This is a genomic window from Martinezella tropici (assembly GCF_008370325.1).
GTDB classification, from domain to species: Bacteria; Pseudomonadota; Alphaproteobacteria; order Rhizobiales; family Rhizobiaceae; genus Rhizobium; species Rhizobium tropici_B.
In genome coordinates, this window is record NZ_VNIP01000009.1 from 256,366 (window position 1) to 273,105 (window position 16,740).

At 61.4% G+C, this 16,740-nt stretch carries 16 protein-coding genes; 8 read left to right on the top strand and 8 right to left on the bottom strand.

Features of this window, described 5'->3' with window-relative positions:
• Nucleotides 1-67 precede the first annotated feature (67 nt).
• The 3 genes from FP026_RS18125 to FP026_RS18135 all read right to left on the bottom strand — a co-directional run bounded on the left by FP026_RS18125 (nt 68) and on the right by FP026_RS18135 (nt 3,125).
• Nucleotides 68-1,444 (bottom strand): sensor histidine kinase, encoded by a 1,377-nt coding sequence (locus FP026_RS18125; RefSeq protein WP_149636013.1) that lies wholly within the window; start codon nt 1,442-1,444, stop codon nt 68-70.
• Nucleotides 1,441-2,097: a response regulator transcription factor gene (locus FP026_RS18130; protein ID WP_112341725.1), complete on the bottom strand. Its 657-nt coding sequence runs from the start codon at nt 2,095-2,097 to the stop codon at nt 1,441-1,443. Before FP026_RS18130 ends, FP026_RS18125 begins: the two co-directional genes overlap by 4 nt.
• Before the next feature lie 170 nt (nt 2,098-2,267).
• Entirely contained in the window at nt 2,268-3,125 is an 858-nt protein-coding gene (locus FP026_RS18135; protein WP_149636014.1) for a LysR family transcriptional regulator, read from the bottom strand.
• Between the two features lie 103 nt (nt 3,126-3,228).
• On the opposite strand from FP026_RS18135, the gene FP026_RS18140 reads away from it, so the two are divergent.
• Nucleotides 3,229-3,657 (top strand): VOC family protein, encoded by a 429-nt coding sequence (locus FP026_RS18140; protein ID WP_149636015.1) that lies wholly within the window; start codon nt 3,229-3,231, stop codon nt 3,655-3,657.
• A gap of 71 nt (nt 3,658-3,728) precedes the next feature.
• Here the strand turns inward: FP026_RS18140 and FP026_RS18145 are convergent, their stop codons facing one another.
• The gene (locus FP026_RS18145; protein ID WP_149636016.1) at nt 3,729-5,180 is read right to left on the bottom strand and encodes a PLP-dependent aminotransferase family protein; all 1,452 of its coding nucleotides are present in this window, start codon (nt 5,178-5,180) and stop codon (nt 3,729-3,731) included.
• Between the two features lie 109 nt (nt 5,181-5,289).
• On the opposite strand from FP026_RS18145, the gene FP026_RS18150 reads away from it, so the two are divergent.
• From FP026_RS18150 to FP026_RS18160, 3 genes are all read left to right on the top strand, one after another.
• Complete coding sequence (locus FP026_RS18150; protein ID WP_149636017.1) at nt 5,290-6,153, top strand: DMT family transporter; 864 nt, start codon at nt 5,290-5,292, stop codon at nt 6,151-6,153.
• Between the two features lie 86 nt (nt 6,154-6,239).
• Nucleotides 6,240-6,704 (top strand): DUF1348 family protein, encoded by a 465-nt coding sequence (locus tag FP026_RS18155; RefSeq protein ID WP_149636018.1) that lies wholly within the window; start codon nt 6,240-6,242, stop codon nt 6,702-6,704.
• A 1-nt stretch (nt 6,705) separates the two neighbouring features.
• Nucleotides 6,706-7,272, top strand: a complete 567-nt coding sequence (locus FP026_RS18160) for a TetR/AcrR family transcriptional regulator (protein WP_149636019.1) — start codon at nt 6,706-6,708, stop codon at nt 7,270-7,272.
• On the opposite strand, the gene FP026_RS18165 is transcribed toward FP026_RS18160, so the two are convergent.
• A complete protein-coding gene (locus FP026_RS18165; protein ID WP_149636020.1) occupies nt 7,269-8,189 on the bottom strand; it encodes a LysR family transcriptional regulator in 921 nt (306 codons plus the stop codon). The two genes, FP026_RS18160 and FP026_RS18165, sit on opposite strands and share 4 nt — an antisense overlap.
• Nucleotides 8,190-8,301: 112 nt before the next feature.
• Here FP026_RS18165 and FP026_RS18170 point away from each other — a divergent pair, with 112 nt between their 5' ends.
• Nucleotides 8,302-9,057, top strand: coding sequence for an SDR family NAD(P)-dependent oxidoreductase (locus tag FP026_RS18170; protein WP_149636021.1), 756 nt, complete (start codon nt 8,302-8,304; stop codon nt 9,055-9,057).
• A 212-nt stretch (nt 9,058-9,269) separates the two neighbouring features.
• A complete protein-coding gene (locus tag FP026_RS18175; protein ID WP_149636022.1) occupies nt 9,270-10,586 on the top strand; it encodes a glucoamylase family protein in 1,317 nt (438 codons plus the stop codon).
• 269 nt (nt 10,587-10,855) lie between these two features.
• On the opposite strand, the gene amaB is transcribed toward FP026_RS18175, so the two are convergent.
• Both amaB and FP026_RS18185 read right to left on the bottom strand, forming a co-directional pair.
• Entirely contained in the window at nt 10,856-12,391 is a 1,536-nt protein-coding gene (gene amaB, locus FP026_RS18180; protein WP_149636023.1) for an L-piperidine-6-carboxylate dehydrogenase, read from the bottom strand.
• Nucleotides 12,392-12,431: 40 nt separating this feature from the next.
• Nucleotides 12,432-13,715 carry an NAD(P)/FAD-dependent oxidoreductase gene (locus tag FP026_RS18185; RefSeq protein ID WP_149636024.1) on the bottom strand — a complete coding sequence of 428 codons (1,284 nt, stop codon included), beginning with the start codon at nt 13,713-13,715 and terminating at the stop codon, nt 12,432-12,434.
• Nucleotides 13,716-14,036: 321 nt separating this feature from the next.
• Here FP026_RS18185 and FP026_RS18190 point away from each other — a divergent pair, with 321 nt between their 5' ends.
• Both FP026_RS18190 and FP026_RS18195 read left to right on the top strand, forming a co-directional pair.
• Nucleotides 14,037-14,273, top strand: coding sequence for an Lrp/AsnC ligand binding domain-containing protein (locus FP026_RS18190; protein WP_015341532.1), 237 nt, complete (start codon nt 14,037-14,039; stop codon nt 14,271-14,273).
• 404 nt (nt 14,274-14,677) lie between these two features.
• Nucleotides 14,678-15,880 carry a glycosyltransferase family 4 protein gene (locus tag FP026_RS18195; protein ID WP_149636025.1) on the top strand — a complete coding sequence of 401 codons (1,203 nt, stop codon included), beginning with the start codon at nt 14,678-14,680 and terminating at the stop codon, nt 15,878-15,880.
• On the opposite strand, the gene FP026_RS18200 is transcribed toward FP026_RS18195, so the two are convergent.
• Nucleotides 15,847-16,701 (bottom strand): glycosyltransferase family 2 protein, encoded by an 855-nt coding sequence (locus FP026_RS18200; protein WP_149636026.1) that lies wholly within the window; start codon nt 16,699-16,701, stop codon nt 15,847-15,849. The two genes, FP026_RS18195 and FP026_RS18200, sit on opposite strands and share 34 nt — an antisense overlap.
• Nucleotides 16,702-16,740: the final 39 nt, after the last annotated feature.

Here is a 16,740-nt window from a genome sequence, read left to right on the forward strand (position 1 = left end):
CAACCTCAGATGAGCCGTGCATGAGGGGAAAATGATGCGAAAATGAAAATCGGGGTTGTGTTGGCTTTTAGCTCAACGGCAATCTTAGATCGACCTGAAGGCCATTCCCCCAACGCGGCGTGGAAAGCTCCACCGCAGCTGAGAGGCGGTCGGCCGTATCCGCGACGATGGCAAGGCCGAGCCCGGCCCCTTCCGTATGAAGCGTGTTGAGCCGATAGAAGCGCTGGAACACGGCCTCCCTCTCATGCGGCGGAATGCCGGAACCGCTGTCGCTGATGGAGATGCGGCCAAAACTCTCCTCCGATGAAATCGAAACTCTGATCTCCCCGCCGACGGGCGTGTATTTGATGGCGTTATCAAGCAGATTCGTCACCATCATGCGCATCAGCGATTCATCGGTCCTGACCTGGACCTTTTCGTCCCCCTCCAACACCACGTCGAGCTCTCGGTCCGTGATGATATTGCCGAATTCGGCGATCAGCGACGCGACCCAATGGTAAAGCGTCACGGAGGTCAGATTGAGGGGATGATGGCTGACCCTGGCAAGCCGAAGCAACTGCTCGATCAGGTGGATGGTGCGGTTGTTGCTGGCGACGAGATCGGAAATGATCGCCTGCCGCTCGTGGTCGCTGTCGCTATTTTCGAGCATGCGCAGCAGAAGCTTCACGCTTGCCTGCGGCGTACGCAGCTGATGCGCGGCAAGATCGGAGAAACGGCGCTCCAACGTCAGCGACTGGCCGAGTTTTTCCAACAGCTGGTTGATCGAGCGGCCGAGCGGCAGCAGATCGCGCGGCAGGCCTTCCACGGGAATGGCCGAGAGATCGTCCGGCGACCGCGTGCGGATCTGCCGCACGAGCCCGTGGATCGTGCGCAGGCCGCTGTTGATGCCGAGCCAGATGAGAAAGGCGATGACGGGCACCAGCATCAGCAGCGGAAAGAAGAGATTGAGCAGGATGTTGGAGACGAGCGTTTCGCGAAGCGCGATCTTCTCGCCAAGCTCGATCACGATGGTGGTGTTCGGGATCGGCAGCGAATAGACGCGCCACTCGTCGCCGCCATAGGTCAGGGTCGTGAACCCGACCTTCTGCTGCGGGACGTCGGACAGGAAGGCCGTGCTGCTGTAGAAACGGATGCTGCCGTCGACCCAGGCCCGAAACATGTGGGCATCCGCATAATCGTCGGCGTCTTCGTTGAAAGCCAGCTGATTATCCATGTTGAAGTCGATGTCGTCGATCTGCTTTGCCGCGTGGCTCGGATTTTTCTCCAACGGCCGGCGCAGCAGGCTCCAGATCACATTGGCATCGTCGATCAGCTGGGCATCGTAGATATTGTCGATTTCCCGCGTCGCGCTGTTGAAGGCGAAGGCGGCGATCACGACGATCGTCACCACGACGACGGGCGCGATGCGCAGAAACAGTTTGCGGGTAAGCGTGGAATTGTTCATCGCTCGATCATGTAGCCGACGCCGCGGATCGACTTGATGAAATCGGTGCCGAGCTTCTTGCGCAGATTGTAGATCGTTACTTCGATCGTGTTGCTCTCGACGGTATTTTCGGCGTCGTAAAGCGCATATTCGATATCGTTCTTCGTCACGTAGCGGCCGCTGCGCTCCATCAGCAGCTTCAGCAAATGGAATTCCTTGGCCGTGGTATGTACCTGAACACTACCCTTGCGGGCGACCATGGCCGACGGATCGACCTCCACCTCGCCGCACCGGATGACGCTTTCGGTGCGCCCGTCGCGCCGGCGGATGAGCGCGCGCAGGCGCGCCAGCAGCTCATCGAGATCGAAGGGTTTGACCAGATAGTCGTCGGCGCCCTCGTCGAGACCCTCGACCTTCTGGCGCACGGAATCCATCGCCGTCAGCAGCAGTACGGGCACGGAATTCCCCCGCTGCCGGATGCGCCGCAACACTTCCATGCCACTGAGCTGCGGCAGATTGATATCGAGGACGATCGCCGCGAAATGCGAATTCTCCGCCGCCTCCAGCCCGGACTCGCCGTCGCGCATCCAGTCGACGCCGTAGGCATGCTTTTCCAAGGCCTTCTTGAGCGATGATCCGAGGATATTGTCGTCTTCAACAAGCAGAACCCGCACGACCAACCTCATTTAGCGAATTTCATAGCCGATGTGAGCCGCAATGAAGCGGCCATGTGGCAAAGCTATGACGGATCATTTCCACCTGGCAAGAGCCGCGAGAAAAGCCCGTCGGCCCATCGGACGACGCGCCGGCAAGCCAGAAGGGCGAAATCACCCTGCCGGCAACGTCAAAGCCGTGCATCGATCAGGCATTCGGCGAGGTGCATTTTGGCCGGATTTCGATCGGGCGACTGCAATATGCCGATCTCGCGATAGAAGGTTTCTCCGGCGAGCGACACCACGCGCACCGGCGCGGCAGGAGGCGGGCTGCCATCAACGATCGGCAGGAGCGCCACGCCCAACCCGCATGCGACCAGAGCCGACATCCCGGCTATATCGTCAATCTCGATCGCCTCGTTGGGATCGATCGAGTGTGCCCGCAGAAACCGATCGACTTGCCGCCCTCCAAAGGAGCCGCGGTCATAACGGATGAAGGGCTGTTCTCTCAACAATGTCCGCCAATCGTCGCCCTCCAGCGATTCTGGAACCGCCAGTACATAAGGCTCACGCAGCAGAGGCTGCCATGCGAGGTTCTTCGGCAGGCCGAAAGGCGGCTCGATGAGGACCGCCAGATCGAGCTCGCCCGCATCGATCAAATCGAGCAAATGAAGAGAAACGCCGGGAACGATACGAATGCGGGTGTTCGCAAACCGCTGCCGAAACGGCACGAGGGATCGCGCAAGGATCGCGGACTGAACCGAGGCGATGGCGCCGATACGGAGTTGACCACCGGACGTGTCATCGGCGGGATCGGCGATATGGTCGAACATCGCGATAATGGTTTTGGCCCGCTCGAGTGTTCTCGAGCCGGCAGCGTTCAACATCGCGGAACGGCCTGTCCGCTCGAACAACGTCACGCCAAGCCTTTCCTCAAGCCGTTTCATCTGGCCGCTGACCGCAGCCTGGGTGAGTCCGATCCGCTCCCCCGCGGCGGCAAATGTCCCAAAGCGGGCGACCGCGACCAAGGTTTTAAGTTCCGGAATCATGATTCATAATTTTTCCTATGCCTCAGCATCACTATATACAGTTTTTCATAGAAAAAATGTATCTTACCTTTGCTGCATCAAGTTCGCACGTCAGGAGACGATCATGAGCGCAGCACCCCTCCATCCGTTTCATCTTGCTTTCCCCGTCAACGATCTTGCCGCGGCGCGTACTTTCTACAGCGGCCTTCTCGGCTGCCCCGAAGGCCGAAGCTCGCCCGACTGGATCGATTTCAATTTCTACGGCCACCAGATCGTCGCCCATTTGGCGCCGGCCGAAACCGGGGAAGTGGCCGCGAATGCCGTCGATGGTCACGGCGTTCCCGTCCGCCATTTCGGCGTGGTTCTGTCTATGGAGGAATGGGAAGCGGCGGCCGAGAAGCTGACGAAGGCCAACATCGATTTCGTCATCAAGCCCTATATCCGATTCCGCGGCGAGCCCGGAGAGCAGGCGACCATGTTCTTCAAGGATCCGAGCGGCAACGCCATCGAGATGAAGGCCTTTGCCGACATCAACAGCTTGTTTGCCAAATAGACACACAGCGCTTGCGATATGGGCATCCCTGGCCTTGGCACGGCGCGATGCCCATATCCCCTATTGGTTGCCTAGACCCCGGTCGAACCAATAGCATCGACGGCCCGATCGCGCATCCTCAGCTTGCCCATGGCCGCCTCCAGCACGGCGAAGATCCGTGCATCGGTCGCCTGCGCTACATTGAAGCGCATGAAACGGCTCGCTGTGTCGGAAACGCTGAAGGCATTGCCAGGCGCTAGAATGATGCCCTCGGCAAGGCAGGCGCGAGCGACATCGGCCGCATCCAGGTCTTCGGGCAGCCGGCACCAGAGAAACATGCCCGCCTGCGGCTTGAGCCAGGGAACGATGCCGATGGCCTCAAGGCGTGCCGCCACCTCGGCCATGGTCCTTGCAAGCCGGACCCGCAGGGCTTCGACATGCTTGCGATAACTGCCGTCCTTCAATGCCAGATAAACGAGTTCCGCCGACAATTGCCCGCAACTGAAACTGCTGGCGACCTTGAGATCGACGAGGCCGTCGATCCAGTCCGGTTTGGTGGCGATAAAGCCGCAGCGCACGGAGGCCGAAAGGGTCTTCGAAAAACTGCCGATATGAATCACCCTGTCGAGCCCGTCATAGGCGGCGAGACGCGGCGCCGGAACAGTCTCGAAATCGGCGAAGATATCGTCCTCGATGATGATCAGCCCAAAAGCATCCGCAAGCTTCAGCAGCCGATGCGCCGTCACGGGCGAAAGTGCTGCACCGGTCGGGTTATGAATGGCTGAATTGGTGATGTAGAGCCGGGGCTTATGTCGTTCGAGGGCCTGACCGAACAGCTCGATATCCGGCCCCGTGGGGGTGAACGGCACCGAGACGACATTGGCGCGATGCGCCCGCAGCAGCGCATGAAAATTGAAATAGCAGGGATCGTCCACCAGCACGGTATCGCCGGGCTCGAGCAGAAAGCGGCAGAGGAGATCGATCGCCTGCGTGCCGGACTCCGTCAACATGATCTGGTCCGGAGGCGCGATTATGCCATGTTCGCCGAGACGCCTGGCGAGCAGCTGCCGCAACGGCGGCAGGCCGAGCGGCGTCCCATAATTGGCAAGCGCCCCCATATCGCCGCGCGCCAGTGTCCGCATCGCGCGGCGCAAGGCCGTCTGCGGCAGCCAGGATGGGGGAAGCCAGCCACAGCCCGGCTTCAAAGCATCGTCGCCGACCTCGAGCGATTGCCGCGAGATCCAAAGCGGATCGACATTACGATCCGATCTTGTCCCGGTCTCGGTGAGCGACAACGGCGGTAATGGTCCGCAGACGTAAAAACCCGAGCCCGGGCGCGAACGGATCGTGCCCTCTGCGGCGAGCCGCTCATAGGCCTCGACCACGGTGGAAACCGAAACCTGCATCGTCTTGGCGAAACCACGCACGGAGGGGAGCCGCGCACCCGGCGCCAGGCTGCGGCTGGCGATCCGGTCGGAAATCGCCGCCATCACCCCTTCGATCCGCGTACTTCCGCCAATGCCGGCTGTCGAGATATTGTCCATCCGTACTGCACCTTCAACCATAACAGTTCGCGCGAATTGTACTGTACCGTCTCTGGATTGAGCAGGCAAATGCGCCGATACCCGCGAACATCAAGAAGGAGCATGTGCGATGGACAAAACGACAACGGGATGGATCTACGGTTTGACGGGAGTGGTCATCTTCAGCGGCTCGCTGCCGGCGACGCGGGTGGCCGTCATGGATTTCGATCCGCTATTCCTGACCGTCGCGCGCGCCGTGATCGCCGGCCTGCTGGGTCTTTGCCTCCTGCTCGCCTTTCGTGAGAAGCGCCCGGCTCGCGGCGATATCACCGCGCTCGCCATCGTCGCCCTCGGCTGCGTGGTCGGCTTTCCTCTGCTGACCGCACTGGCGCTGAAGCACGTCACCTCGGCGCATTCGATCGTCTTCATCGGCCTGCTGCCGCTGGCAACGGCAATCTTCGGCGTGCTGCGCGGCGGCGAGCGGCCACGGCCGGCTTTCTGGATATTCTCCGCTCTCGGCAGCGCACTCGTCAGCGGCTATGCCCTGGCACAGGGCGTGTCGGCCTCGCCGGTCGGCGATCTCCTGATGCTTGCAGCCGTTCTCGTCTGCGGCCTTGGCTATGCCGAAGGCGCGGTGCTCTCTCGTCGGCTCGGCGGCTGGCAGGTTATCTGCTGGGCGCTGGTCCTGTCCCTGCCTGTTACCATCGCGCTCTGCGTCGTGACCATGCCGCACAGCATCGACGGCATCGGCCGCCCGGCCTGGCTCGGTCTTACCTATGTCTCGCTCTTCAGCATGCTGATCGGCTTCGTCTTCTGGTACCGAGGATTGGCGCAGGGCGGCATCGCGGCCGTCGGCCAGCTGCAATTCCTGCAACCTTTTTTCGGATTCGCGCTTGCGGCGGCACTGCTCAAGGAAAGCGTCAGCTGGTCGATGCTCGCCGTCACGATCGCCGTCGTCGGCTGTGTCGCCGGTGCCCGAAAATTCGCGCGCTGAGCCATCAAGCCGAGCAAAAGCCTTGCCGCTTGACCTTATAAACCGATCGGTCTATTAGAAACCAATCGGTTTATAAGGAGCCCGTCATGCCAACCCCTCTCGTCCCGCCTTTCACCCGCGAAACCGCCATCGCCAAGGTCCGCATGGCCGAGGACGGCTGGAACAGCCGCGATCCGGAGCGTGTTTCCAAGGTCTATACGGAAGATAGCCAATGGCGGAACCGCGCCGAATTCCCACACGGGCGCAAAGAGATCGTCGAATTCCTGACGCGCAAATGGGCAAGGGAACTGGACTATCGGCTGATCAAGGAGCTCTGGGCCTTCGAGGGCAATCGCATCGCGGTGCGCTTCGCCTATGAATGGCGCGACGATAGCGGCCACTGGTTCCGCTCCTACGGCAACGAGAACTGGGAGTTCGATGCCGAAGGCCTGATGCAGCGCCGCTTTGCCTCTATCAACGACATGCCGATCAAGGCGGAAGACCGGAAATTCCATTGGCCGCTCGGCCGCCGGCCGGACGACCATCCGGGCCTCTCCGAACTCGGCCTTTGAGATGGTGCGCACCGTCTTCGAAAAACCCGATGCCATTGCCCTTGTCGCCGAGGTCTTTCGCGAGCTTGGCTACGAAGGGGCGTCGATGAGCGAAATCACCGCCCGCACGAAACTGTCGAAAGGCAGCCTCTATCACTTCTTCCCCGGCGGCAAGGAGGATATGGCGGCCGAGATCATGGCCCATATCGACAGCTGGTTCGTCACGGAAATGTTCCAGCCACTCGAGGAAGGTGAACCTCGCGCCGCCATTCTCAATATGTGGGAGACGACGGACAGCTATTTCCGCTCCGGCCGCCGCGTCTGCCTGATCGGTGCCTTCGCATTGGATGAGACGCGCGATCGCTTTTCGAGCGCCATCCGGAGCTATTTTCACCGCTGGATCGAAGCGCTCGCCGGCGCGCTGAAGAGGGCCGGCCTGCCGCGCCTCGAGGCACGCGCGCTTGCCGAGGAAGCGGTTGTCGGTATCCAGGGCGCGTTGACGCTCGCCAGGGCGCTGGGGGACGAGACGATTTTCGGGCGAATGCTGGAGAGGCTGAAGAAGCGCGTGGAGGCTGCGCTGGTGCGTTAACACGGCCAGCGCCAGGATGGCTGCGACAGGCTCTTGGTCAGGAATTCCGCCAATGCCTCGATCTTCGCCGGTCGCGCTCGAGTCGATGGCGTAACGAAATAGAGACCACCGCCTCTAAACGACCAATCAGGCAAAAGCCGCTCCAGTCTTCCGTCGGCAAGATACTCTGCAGCGACGAACTCCGGCAGTTCCGCGATGCTGAGCCCCGAGAGCGCCATCGGGATCAAGGCGTCGACATTGGTGGCTTTCAAATGCCCGCGCGGCGTCACCGCCTTCTCGTCCCCATCGGCATTGAAGAGCCGCCAGACGTCCTGGCGGGGGCGATAGGCATAGCCAAGACAATGACGCTCGTTCAGATCGTTGGGATGCGCCGGACGTCCATGGCGGGCGATATAGTCCGGCGAGGCGACGACGAAGCGGGAGACAGCGGTGAGTTTGCGCATCGCCAATGACGAGTCCGGGAGCGACACCGCGATCCTCAATGCCGCATCGAACCCTTCCGCGACCAGATCGACCACAGCGTCGCTCAGATGCAGGTCGATCGAGACATCCGGATAGGCCTTGAAAAAATCCGGCAATATCGGCGCCAGCCAGTGCAATCCGAAAGACATCGACACGGCAAAGCGGATGAGCCCGCGCGGCGTGCCGGCCATATCACGGGCCTCGTTTTCCGCCTTTTCCGCCTCGCAATAGATCTGACTGGCGTGCTCGGCAAGCGTCCGCCCGGCATCCGTCAACGAGAGCTGGCGGGAGGTGCGGTTCAAAAGCCTAACGCCGAGACTATCCTCCAGCCGACTGACTCCGCGCGAGACGGTGGCGACGGAAATATTCATCGCTCGGGCGGCACCCGCGAAAGAGCGCTCCTCGGCTACCTTGGCGAACATCGCCAGTCCTTCGAAATCCGGTCGTTTCGACATCGGCAAACCTGCAACGATAGTTTGCGTTTCTTTCTATTTCGAAACGATGGTGGCGTCCATACCTCTTCGTTCGGCACTCCGCCCAACCGAACACAGGAGAACTGGAAAGAAGATGTCCCTTAAGCTCGAAGGAAAAATCGCCGTCATCACTGGTGCCACCACCGGCATCGGCCTCGCCATCGCCAAGCGTTTTGCCAGGGAAGGCGCAGAAGTCATCATCACCGGCCGCCGCAAGCCGGAGCTGGACGCCGCCGTTGCCGCCATCGGCTCGCAGGCGACCAGCATCCAGGCCGACTCGGCCAGCCTTTCCGATCTCGACGACCTCTATGCCAGGGTGAAGGCTGAGAAACGCCGGATCGATGTGCTCGTCGCCAATGCCGGAGGCGGATCGATGCTGCCGCTTGGCGCAATCACCGAAGAACAGTATGACGATACGTTCAATCGCAATGTCAAAGGCGTGCTCTTTACCGTGCAGAAAGCGCTGCCGCTGCTTTCCGATGGCGCTTCCATCATTGTCACCGGCTCGACCGCCGGCAGCACGGCGATGCCGGCCTTCAGTGTTTATGCAGCCTCGAAGGCGGCCAGCCGCAATCTCGTGCGCAACTGGATTCTGGATCTCAAGGACCGCAAGATCCGCGTCAACACGCTAAGCCCTGGCCCGACGAAAACACCCGGCCTCGTCGATCTCGCCGGCCCGGACGCGGTCAACCAGCAAGGCCTGCTTGACTATCTCGCCACGCAGGTGCCGCTCGGCCGTGTCGGCGAGCCGGACGAAATCGCCAAGGCCGCCGTCTTTCTCGCCTCCGACGATTCAAGCTTCATCACGGGCACCGAGCTCTTCGTCGACGGTGGCCAGGCTCAGGTCTGAAATCGAACGCCCTCCTTCCTCACCGGGACGAGTCCACCGCGCTACCGCCAGCAACCTCCCTGGCGGTAGTAGCCGAACGATGGGTGTGACCATTTCGCCATCTCTTAAACAATCCTCCATAAAAGAGTGGCATTGTTAATCATGTTTGATTTGCAACTATCCAAGCTCCTATGTTCAGCAGGGAACGGGAGCGCCGAGGAGACGGATAGAAGATGCTGCAACAGGTACACGACATCGACGATGCGCTGATCGATCAACTGCAACGTTCGGCGTTCGACTATTTCATGCTCTACACCAATCCGGAAAACGGACTGGTGGCGGATACCTCCATCAAGACGAGCCATTGCAGCATTGCCGCGGTCGGCTTTGCGCTGTCGAGCTACCCGGTCGCCGTCGAGCGCGGCTGGATCAGCCGCGCCGACGCCGCCAAACGGGTGCTGACCGCCCTGGATTTCTTCGCCAACAGCCAGCAGGGCACCGAGCGCGGTGCCACCGGCCATCGCGGTTTCTATTATCACTTCCTCTACATGGAGACCGGCAAGCGCGCGTGGAACAGCGAGCTTTCGACCATCGACACCGGTCTGCTGCTGCTCGGCGTCCTGACGGCTGCCGCTTATTTCGATGGTGCCAGCCAGGCCGAACGCGATATCCGCAAGCAGGCGAAATTTCTTTACGAACGTTGCGACTGGCATTGGGCACTGAACAAGGGCCAGACCATCAGCATGGGCTGGAAGCCCGCGAGCGGCTTCCTGCGCTGGCGCTATCAGGGCTATGACGAGGCGATCTTCCTCTATGTGCTGGCACTCGCCTCGCCTAAGCATGCGATCCCGTCCTCGAGCTACGATGCCTTCGCCTCGACCTATACCTGGATGATGTTCAAAGAGACGCCCTTTCTCTATGCGGGGCCGCTGTTCATCCATCTTTTCTCACATGCCTGGATCGATTTCCGCGGCATCCGCGACAAGCATGTGGCCGACAAGGATACCGATTACTTCCGCAATACGCAGACGGCGATATCAGTGCAGCGCGATTACACGGAACGCAATCCCGGCCATTTCACCGGCTATACGAAGGATATCTGGGGTCTTTCTGCCTGCGATGGTCCAAACCCCTCAGGCACCAAACATAGCCTTCGCTATGCCCCAAAGGTCTTCGGCTATGCCGCCCGCGGCGCTCCGCTCGGCCCCGATGACGGCACCATCGCCCCCTGGGGACCACTGTCTTGCCTGGCTTTCGACCGTCAGGCCGCGCTCGACGGCACGAGGGCACTGCTGTCAACCTACCCCAACCTGCTGCTCGACGGCCGTTTCCCCGGCGGCTTCAATCCGAACATCAAGGGGTCCGGCCCCGAAGGCTGGGTGGACGACCGCTCGGTCGCCATCGACCAGGGCCTGCTGGTCATGATGATCGAAAACGCCCGCACGGGCATGATCTGGGATCTGATGCGGAAGTCGCCGATTCTCCGCGGCGGCCTGGAACGCGCCGGCTTCACCGGCGGCTGGCTGAACGACACGCCCGCTATCGCGTGATTTGAAGATCACGGGTGCACCTCGAACATGAGTAGTAGGGGCGCGCGCTTAGCCCCTCACCCTAGCCCTCTCCCCGCAAGCGGGGCGAGGGGACGATCGAGTCAACCAACTAGCCTCTCATCCGTGTAGCGGCTTGTTTTGCGCCATAACTCCCTCGCCCCGCTTGCGGGGAGAGGGTTGGGGTGAGGGGCCGTATGTGAAAGCGGCAAACACGCACTCACCCGACAACATCACCTCAGAGCCTCAAAGCTGCTTTGCTCATCTCGACGCTATGCCACGTCGAACTTGACACCCTGGGCCAGAGGCAGCGTGCGGCCGTAATTGATCGTATTGGTCGCCCGGCGCATATAGGCCTTCCAGGCATCAGACCCGGATTCGCGTCCGCCGCCCGTTTCCTTCTCGCCGCCGAATGCACCGCCGATCTCGGCTCCGGAGGGACCGAGATTGACGTTGGCGATGCCGCAATCCGAACCGCGCGCAGATACGAACGTCTCGGCCTCACGCATGTCATTGGTGAAGATCGAAGACGACAGGCCCTGCGGCACGGCATTGTGCAGCGCCAGCGCCCTGTCGAAATCGCTGTACTTCATCACATAGAGGATCGGCGCGAAGGTCTCCTGCTCGACAGGGCCGGTCTGCGCGGGCATTTCGACGAGAGCCGGGCGAACATAGAAGGCCCCGGCAGAGCCGTTTTCGACGCGCTCGCCGCCAGTGATCTTGCCACCCGCCGCTTTCGCGGCGGCAAGAGCCGCCTGCATCCGGTCAAAGGCCTGCCGGTCGATCAGCGGGCCGACGAGGGTTCCGGCTTCAAGCGGATTGCCTATTGTCACTGAGCCATAGGCCTTCTGCAAACGCGGAACGAGCTGGTCGTAGACGCTTTCGTGAACGAAGAGGCGGCGTAGCGTCGTACAGCGCTGGCCGGCCGTGCCCATCGCGGAAAAGGCGACGCCACGCAAGGTGAGGTCGAGATCGGCCGTCGGGCAGACGATGGCGGCATTGTTGCCGCCGAGCTCGAGAATGGCGCGGGCGAACCGGCCGGCAAGACGCGGACCGACCGCACGGCCCATGGCGGTCGAGCCTGTCGCCGAAACCAGCGGCACCTGCGGATGATCGACCAGCAGCTCGCCGAGATCGCGGCCGCCAATCAACAGTGTCGAAAGATTTGCCGGCGCTTCGCCGCCCTCAGTGAGGTAGCGCTTCAGCGCCTTCTCAAACAATGCCTGCACGGCAAGCGCCGTCAGCGGCGTCTTTTCCGACGGCTTCCAGATGGTGGAATTGCCGCAGACGATGGCAAGCGCTGCGTTCCACGACCAGACGGCAACGGGGAAATTGAAGGCCGAGATGATGCCGATGGCACCCAGCGGATGCCAGCTTTCCATCATCCGGTGCTCGGAGCGCTCGGTGGCAATGGTCAGGCCATAAAGCTGGCGCGAGAGTCCCACAGCGAAATCGCAGATATCGATCATCTCCTGCACTTCGCCAAGACCTTCCGAGGTGATCTTGCCCACTTCGATCGAAACGAGACGGCCAAGGGCTGCCTTGCCGGCGCGCAATTCCTCGCCCAGCAGGCGGATCAGCTCGCCGCGCTTCGGTGCCGGCACATTACGCCAGGAGAGAAACGCCTCATGCGCCGCCGCGATCGCGGCCTTCGCCTCTTCGGCCGAGCGCTCCTTGAGCCGACCGATTTCGGCGCCGGTCACCGGAGAGGTGACCGTAAGCGTTCCGCCGGTGTAGCGATCGGCCGATACGCCGATTTCACTCAGTATGGCCTTGGTTTCGGCAGCAAGATCTGATGTCGTGGTCATCTTGTTTCCTCTTCCCGGAATGCGGGTTCCCCGAATTGCTTTAGACTCTGGCGCCGACAAAATGCGCGGCCTGGGCGCCCGCCTCATACCACATTTCCTTCGCTGCCCTGAAGCTCGGCTCGACGATATCGCTCACCGGCAACGGCAGATCGGCCTCGGAGATCTGCCCGAGAATATGGCCGGCAAGCACCTTGCCGAACACGGTGCCCGGCGCGATGCCGCGGCCATTGTAACCGGAGAAACCGACGACATTCTGCGCCAGCTTGTGGAAGCGCGGCAGGGCATTGTCAGTCATGCCGATCTTGCCATACCATTCGCATTCGAAGGGAATGTCGCCGAGCTGCGGAAAGAGCTTTTTGATCGCCCGCCGCGCCCAGTTCTTGTGGATGGCAAGGCCGGTGTTACGCAACGCGCCGACGCTGCCGAAGACGAGCCGGCCAGCCTGATCCATGCGGAAGGACGAGAGCACTTCCTTTGTATCCCAGGCCCCCTCCCGCCCTGGCAGAACGGATTTGCGTAAGTTGTCGCCGAGCGGCACGGTGGCGAAATTGAAATAGGGCAGATGCACCTGTTCGTTTCGCACCATCTCCCAGGGACCGGTGCTATAGGCATCCGTGGCCACCACGATCCAATCGGCGCTGGCCTTGCCGCCCTCGGTCGAAACCACCCATTTCGCCCCGCTTCTTTCCGTCGATATCACGCGGCTGCCGGTATAAATGGTAACGCCGGCTTTCACCACGGCATGGGCAAGGCCACGCGCATAGGCAAGCGGCTGCAGCGTGCCGGCGCGCATGTCGAGCAGCGCCCCCGCATAAGCCGAGCTGCCGACCCGGCGCTCCGTCTCCCGCGCGTCGAGCACCGTGACCGGCGCGCCGCGTTTTCCCCACTGCCGAGCGCGCTCCTCGATTTCCTTCAACCCTTCCGGCCCGACGGCACAATGCAGCGTGCCATTGCGCTCGAGCTCGCAGGCGATGCCGTGCTCGTCGATCAGCTCCATGACAAGCTTCGGCCCATTGCCGAGCAGATCGAGAAGCCGTTCGCCATGAACCGGACCAAGTTCGCCGGGAAGATCATCCGGCATCACCCACATGCCGGCATTGATGAGGCCGACATTGCGGCCGGCGCCGCCGAAGCCGACTTCATTGGCTTCCAGCAGCACCACCCTGGTACCGGCTTGCGCCAGATGCAGCGCTGTCGAAAGACCGGTATAGCCGCCGCCGACCACCACGACATCGGCATAGACATCACCGGAAAGCGGCGTCGTTGCCGGCGGCGGGGGAGCGGTCTTTTCCCAAAGACCATGGGAACGTGGGTCATTCAGCATGAAATCGGTCCAATCGACAGAGATAATCACGCCAATCTAGCGCCATGCTCGAAATTGCGGAAGCGGCTACAGCGACATCCGGTGGACAGAGCATGATGCCGAAAAGTGTGATCGGTTTTCGGACGACATCATGCTCCACGTCTTTGGTTCCAGAGCGGATTCAGATTTTAGGTCGAACAGACCTAAAATCATCCGCTCTGGAGAAAAACTTGCATGGCGGCGGTGCTTTCGACCATTATAGAGCACAAGACCGGCCGCGATCATGGCCGAAAAATAAAAGCACGCCGTCACCGCGGCTGCGGACAGAAGCAGGATACTCTCATGAAGCCTATTTTCGTTCAGCTCCAATGCGCCCCCGGCAAGACCTACGAGGTCGCCGACGCCATCTACCAGACGGAGCTGGTTTCGGAGCTGTATTCCACCAGCGGCGATTACGACCTGCTGATGAAGGTCTACATCGCCGAAGAGCAGGATATCGGCAAGTTCATCAACGACCACATCGCCAACATCCCTGGCATCGTCCGCTCGCTGACGACGCTGACCTTCCGGGCGTTTTGAGAGATCCGGATTTCGGGCTGGAATACATCATCTCTTTCGGAATTGCCCCTCACCCCAGCCCTCGCCCCGTTTTGACGGGGAGAGGGGGTTCATTGAGTTTAGTGGCATGGACACGAGCGCGCCGCAGACACCGAATCAGTCCCCTCTCCCCGCGCGCGGGGAGAGGGTTAGGGTGAGGGGCATGGCACAATGATCCAGCATCACCACACTCCCCTGACAAGCTCATCCCCCTTCGCATATCGCCCCGACGTTAACCCTCTTGCCCGAAACGGCTGGGCTTTCCGCCCGCAGTTAAACCCTTTTTAACCGACCCGATGATCTGCTTTGCCGACTGATCAACAAGCGGCGCGCTGCAGCGCCGGATTGCCGGTGCGTGGCGCGGCATAGGGGTCGAAGGTGGATCGATGACATCGGCTGTTGCGGATATTCAGCCAAACAAGCAGGCCGGGCCGCTGATCGTGCATGTCGTGCGCCAGTTCCTGCCGAACAAGGGCGGCCTGGAAGACGTCGTTGCCAATCTCTGCCGCCAGCTGGTCACCCGCGGCTATCGCGTGCGCGTCGTTACCTGCAACAGCCTGTTTTCCGATCCCGGCCGCGAACTCCCGGCAAGCGAAACCATCGATGGTATCGAGATCGTGCGCATTCCCTGGTCCGGTTCCAGCCGCTATCCGCTGGCACCCAAGGTCTTCCGCCATCTGGCCGATGCCGACCTCGTTCACGTCCACGCCATCGATTTCTTCTTCGACGCACTCGCCTGGGGCAAGCTGATGCATGGGCGTCCCATGGTTGCCACCACGCATGGCGGCTTCTTCCACACGCAGAAATATGCCGCCATCAAGAAGGTCTGGTTCAATACGGCAACGCGGCTTTCGGCTCTCGGTTACAACTATCTTATCTGCTGCAGCCAGTCCGACGCGCGGCTCTTTTCGCAGATCGCCGACAGCCGCGTGCGGCTGATCGAAAACGGCGCCGACGTCGGCAAATTTTCCAACTGCGCTGCGCTGGAAGCGCGACGCCGCATCGTCACCATCGGCCGCTTCTCGGTCAACAAGCGGCTCGACCATCTGCTCGACGCCATGATCGTGCTGACAGCCCGCGATACAGAGTGGCATCTCGATATCATCGGCGCCGAATCGGATCTCGATCGCGCGACGCTGGAAAAGGAAATCGCCGCTCGCGACCTCGAACACAATGTCGCGCTGCATGTCTCGATCGACGACGGCTCGATCCGCAACATCATCGCGCGCGCCTCGCTCTTTGCCTCGGCCTCCGAATATGAGGGCTTCGGCCTAGTGGCGATCGAAGCCATGAGCGCCGGCCTGCTGCCGGTGCTGAACGCCAACGAGGCCTATAAAGCGATGGCGGAGACCCATCCGGCTCTCATGCTCTCGGATTTTTCCGATCCGGAAGCGGCCGCCGACACGCTGACCGCGGCGTTCGACCGCCTCGAGGCCGACGATCTGACCTTGCGGCAGGAGCTGCTGCGCGATGCCCGCGCTTACGCGTGGGACGAAGTGGCCCAGCGCTACATGGATGTCTATGCCGAAACCCTGACCCCGAAAGGCAAGTCGCCTCAGTTCCTGCGCCAGCGCGGCCAGGTGGCATAACCTTCCAGAATGCCCATGAGCCAGGCCCGCTTGTAGCGAGCCGCATCGCGGTTGAAGCGCGCCAGCGCCGCCAGCCAGCCGGCGACCGGCCGCAGTAGACGATAACAGACATAATATAGAGGAAAGGCCTGCTTGCGCATCAGCGCGCCGAAGCCGCGCCCATATTTGCGTGCGCGCTCCACCTGCCGCGGGCCATATTCGCTGGTGACCTGATCGTGATGGACGATGAGGTCGGGAAAGAACATCGCTTGTCTGTCGACGCCAAGCGCGCGCAGCAGAAAATCCGCCTCCTCCCCGCTCTGAAAGGGTGACTCCGAACCGACGCCAAGATCTTCGTCGAAACCGCCGATATCGGAAAGCGCCGCACGGCGCACAAAGATGCCGTTGGAATTGCCGCATTTCAGATAATTCCAGCGCGTCAGCGCCAGCCGCGTCTCGCCCGTCGGGCTGACCGAGGCAAGACCTTCGGCATCGAGCGTGCGCCCCGTGACGATCGCCAGTTCGGGATGGACTGAAAACAGCGCCGCAGCCGTCGAAAGCGTATCGGGCTCGTACCAGCAATCATCATCGGGAAAGCAGACATAATCGCCCCCGGCAGCCGCGATGCCGTTGTTGCGTGCCCGCGAAAGCCCTTTTGGCGACCGGATATGACGGATCGGGAAGGATGAAGAAAAGCTGTCGATGAGCGCGCACAGCCGATCGTCCGCGTTCTGATCGACGACGACGACCTCGAAATCGCGGTGACGTTGCCCGACCAGCGAACGGAACAGCCGCTCAAGCTGATCAAAGCGATCGACCGTACAGACGATGAGGCTGAACAATGAAACCCTCCGGACAAGCCCCAGGCGACCAACATCAGA

Excerpts from the sequence above, each read along its gene's own strand:
- FP026_RS18140 (WP_149636015.1), top strand. The coding sequence starts at position 3,229 with ATGAGCGCAGCACCCCTCCATCCGTTTCATCTTGCTTTCCCCGTCAAC.
- FP026_RS18155 (WP_149636018.1), top strand. The coding sequence starts at position 6,240 with ATGCCAACCCCTCTCGTCCCGCCTTTCACCCGCGAAACCGCCATCGCC.
- FP026_RS18165 (WP_149636020.1), bottom strand. The coding sequence starts at position 8,189 with ATGTCGAAACGACCGGATTTCGAAGGACTGGCGATGTTCGCCAAGGTA.
- FP026_RS18135 (WP_149636014.1), bottom strand. The coding sequence starts at position 3,125 with ATGATTCCGGAACTTAAAACCTTGGTCGCGGTCGCCCGCTTTGGGACA.
- FP026_RS18150 (WP_149636017.1), top strand. The coding sequence starts at position 5,290 with ATGGACAAAACGACAACGGGATGGATCTACGGTTTGACGGGAGTGGTC.
- FP026_RS18195 (WP_149636025.1), top strand. The coding sequence starts at position 14,678 with ATGACATCGGCTGTTGCGGATATTCAGCCAAACAAGCAGGCCGGGCCG.
- FP026_RS18190 (WP_015341532.1), top strand. The coding sequence starts at position 14,037 with ATGAAGCCTATTTTCGTTCAGCTCCAATGCGCCCCCGGCAAGACCTAC.
- FP026_RS18170 (WP_149636021.1), top strand. The coding sequence starts at position 8,302 with ATGTCCCTTAAGCTCGAAGGAAAAATCGCCGTCATCACTGGTGCCACC.
- FP026_RS18175 (WP_149636022.1), top strand. The coding sequence starts at position 9,270 with ATGCTGCAACAGGTACACGACATCGACGATGCGCTGATCGATCAACTG.
- FP026_RS18125 (WP_149636013.1), bottom strand. The coding sequence starts at position 1,444 with ATGAACAATTCCACGCTTACCCGCAAACTGTTTCTGCGCATCGCGCCC.
- FP026_RS18145 (WP_149636016.1), bottom strand. The coding sequence starts at position 5,180 with ATGGACAATATCTCGACAGCCGGCATTGGCGGAAGTACGCGGATCGAA.
- amaB (WP_149636023.1), bottom strand. The coding sequence starts at position 12,391 with ATGACCACGACATCAGATCTTGCTGCCGAAACCAAGGCCATACTGAGT.
- FP026_RS18185 (WP_149636024.1), bottom strand. The coding sequence starts at position 13,715 with ATGCTGAATGACCCACGTTCCCATGGTCTTTGGGAAAAGACCGCTCCC.
- FP026_RS18160 (WP_149636019.1), top strand. The coding sequence starts at position 6,706 with ATGGTGCGCACCGTCTTCGAAAAACCCGATGCCATTGCCCTTGTCGCC.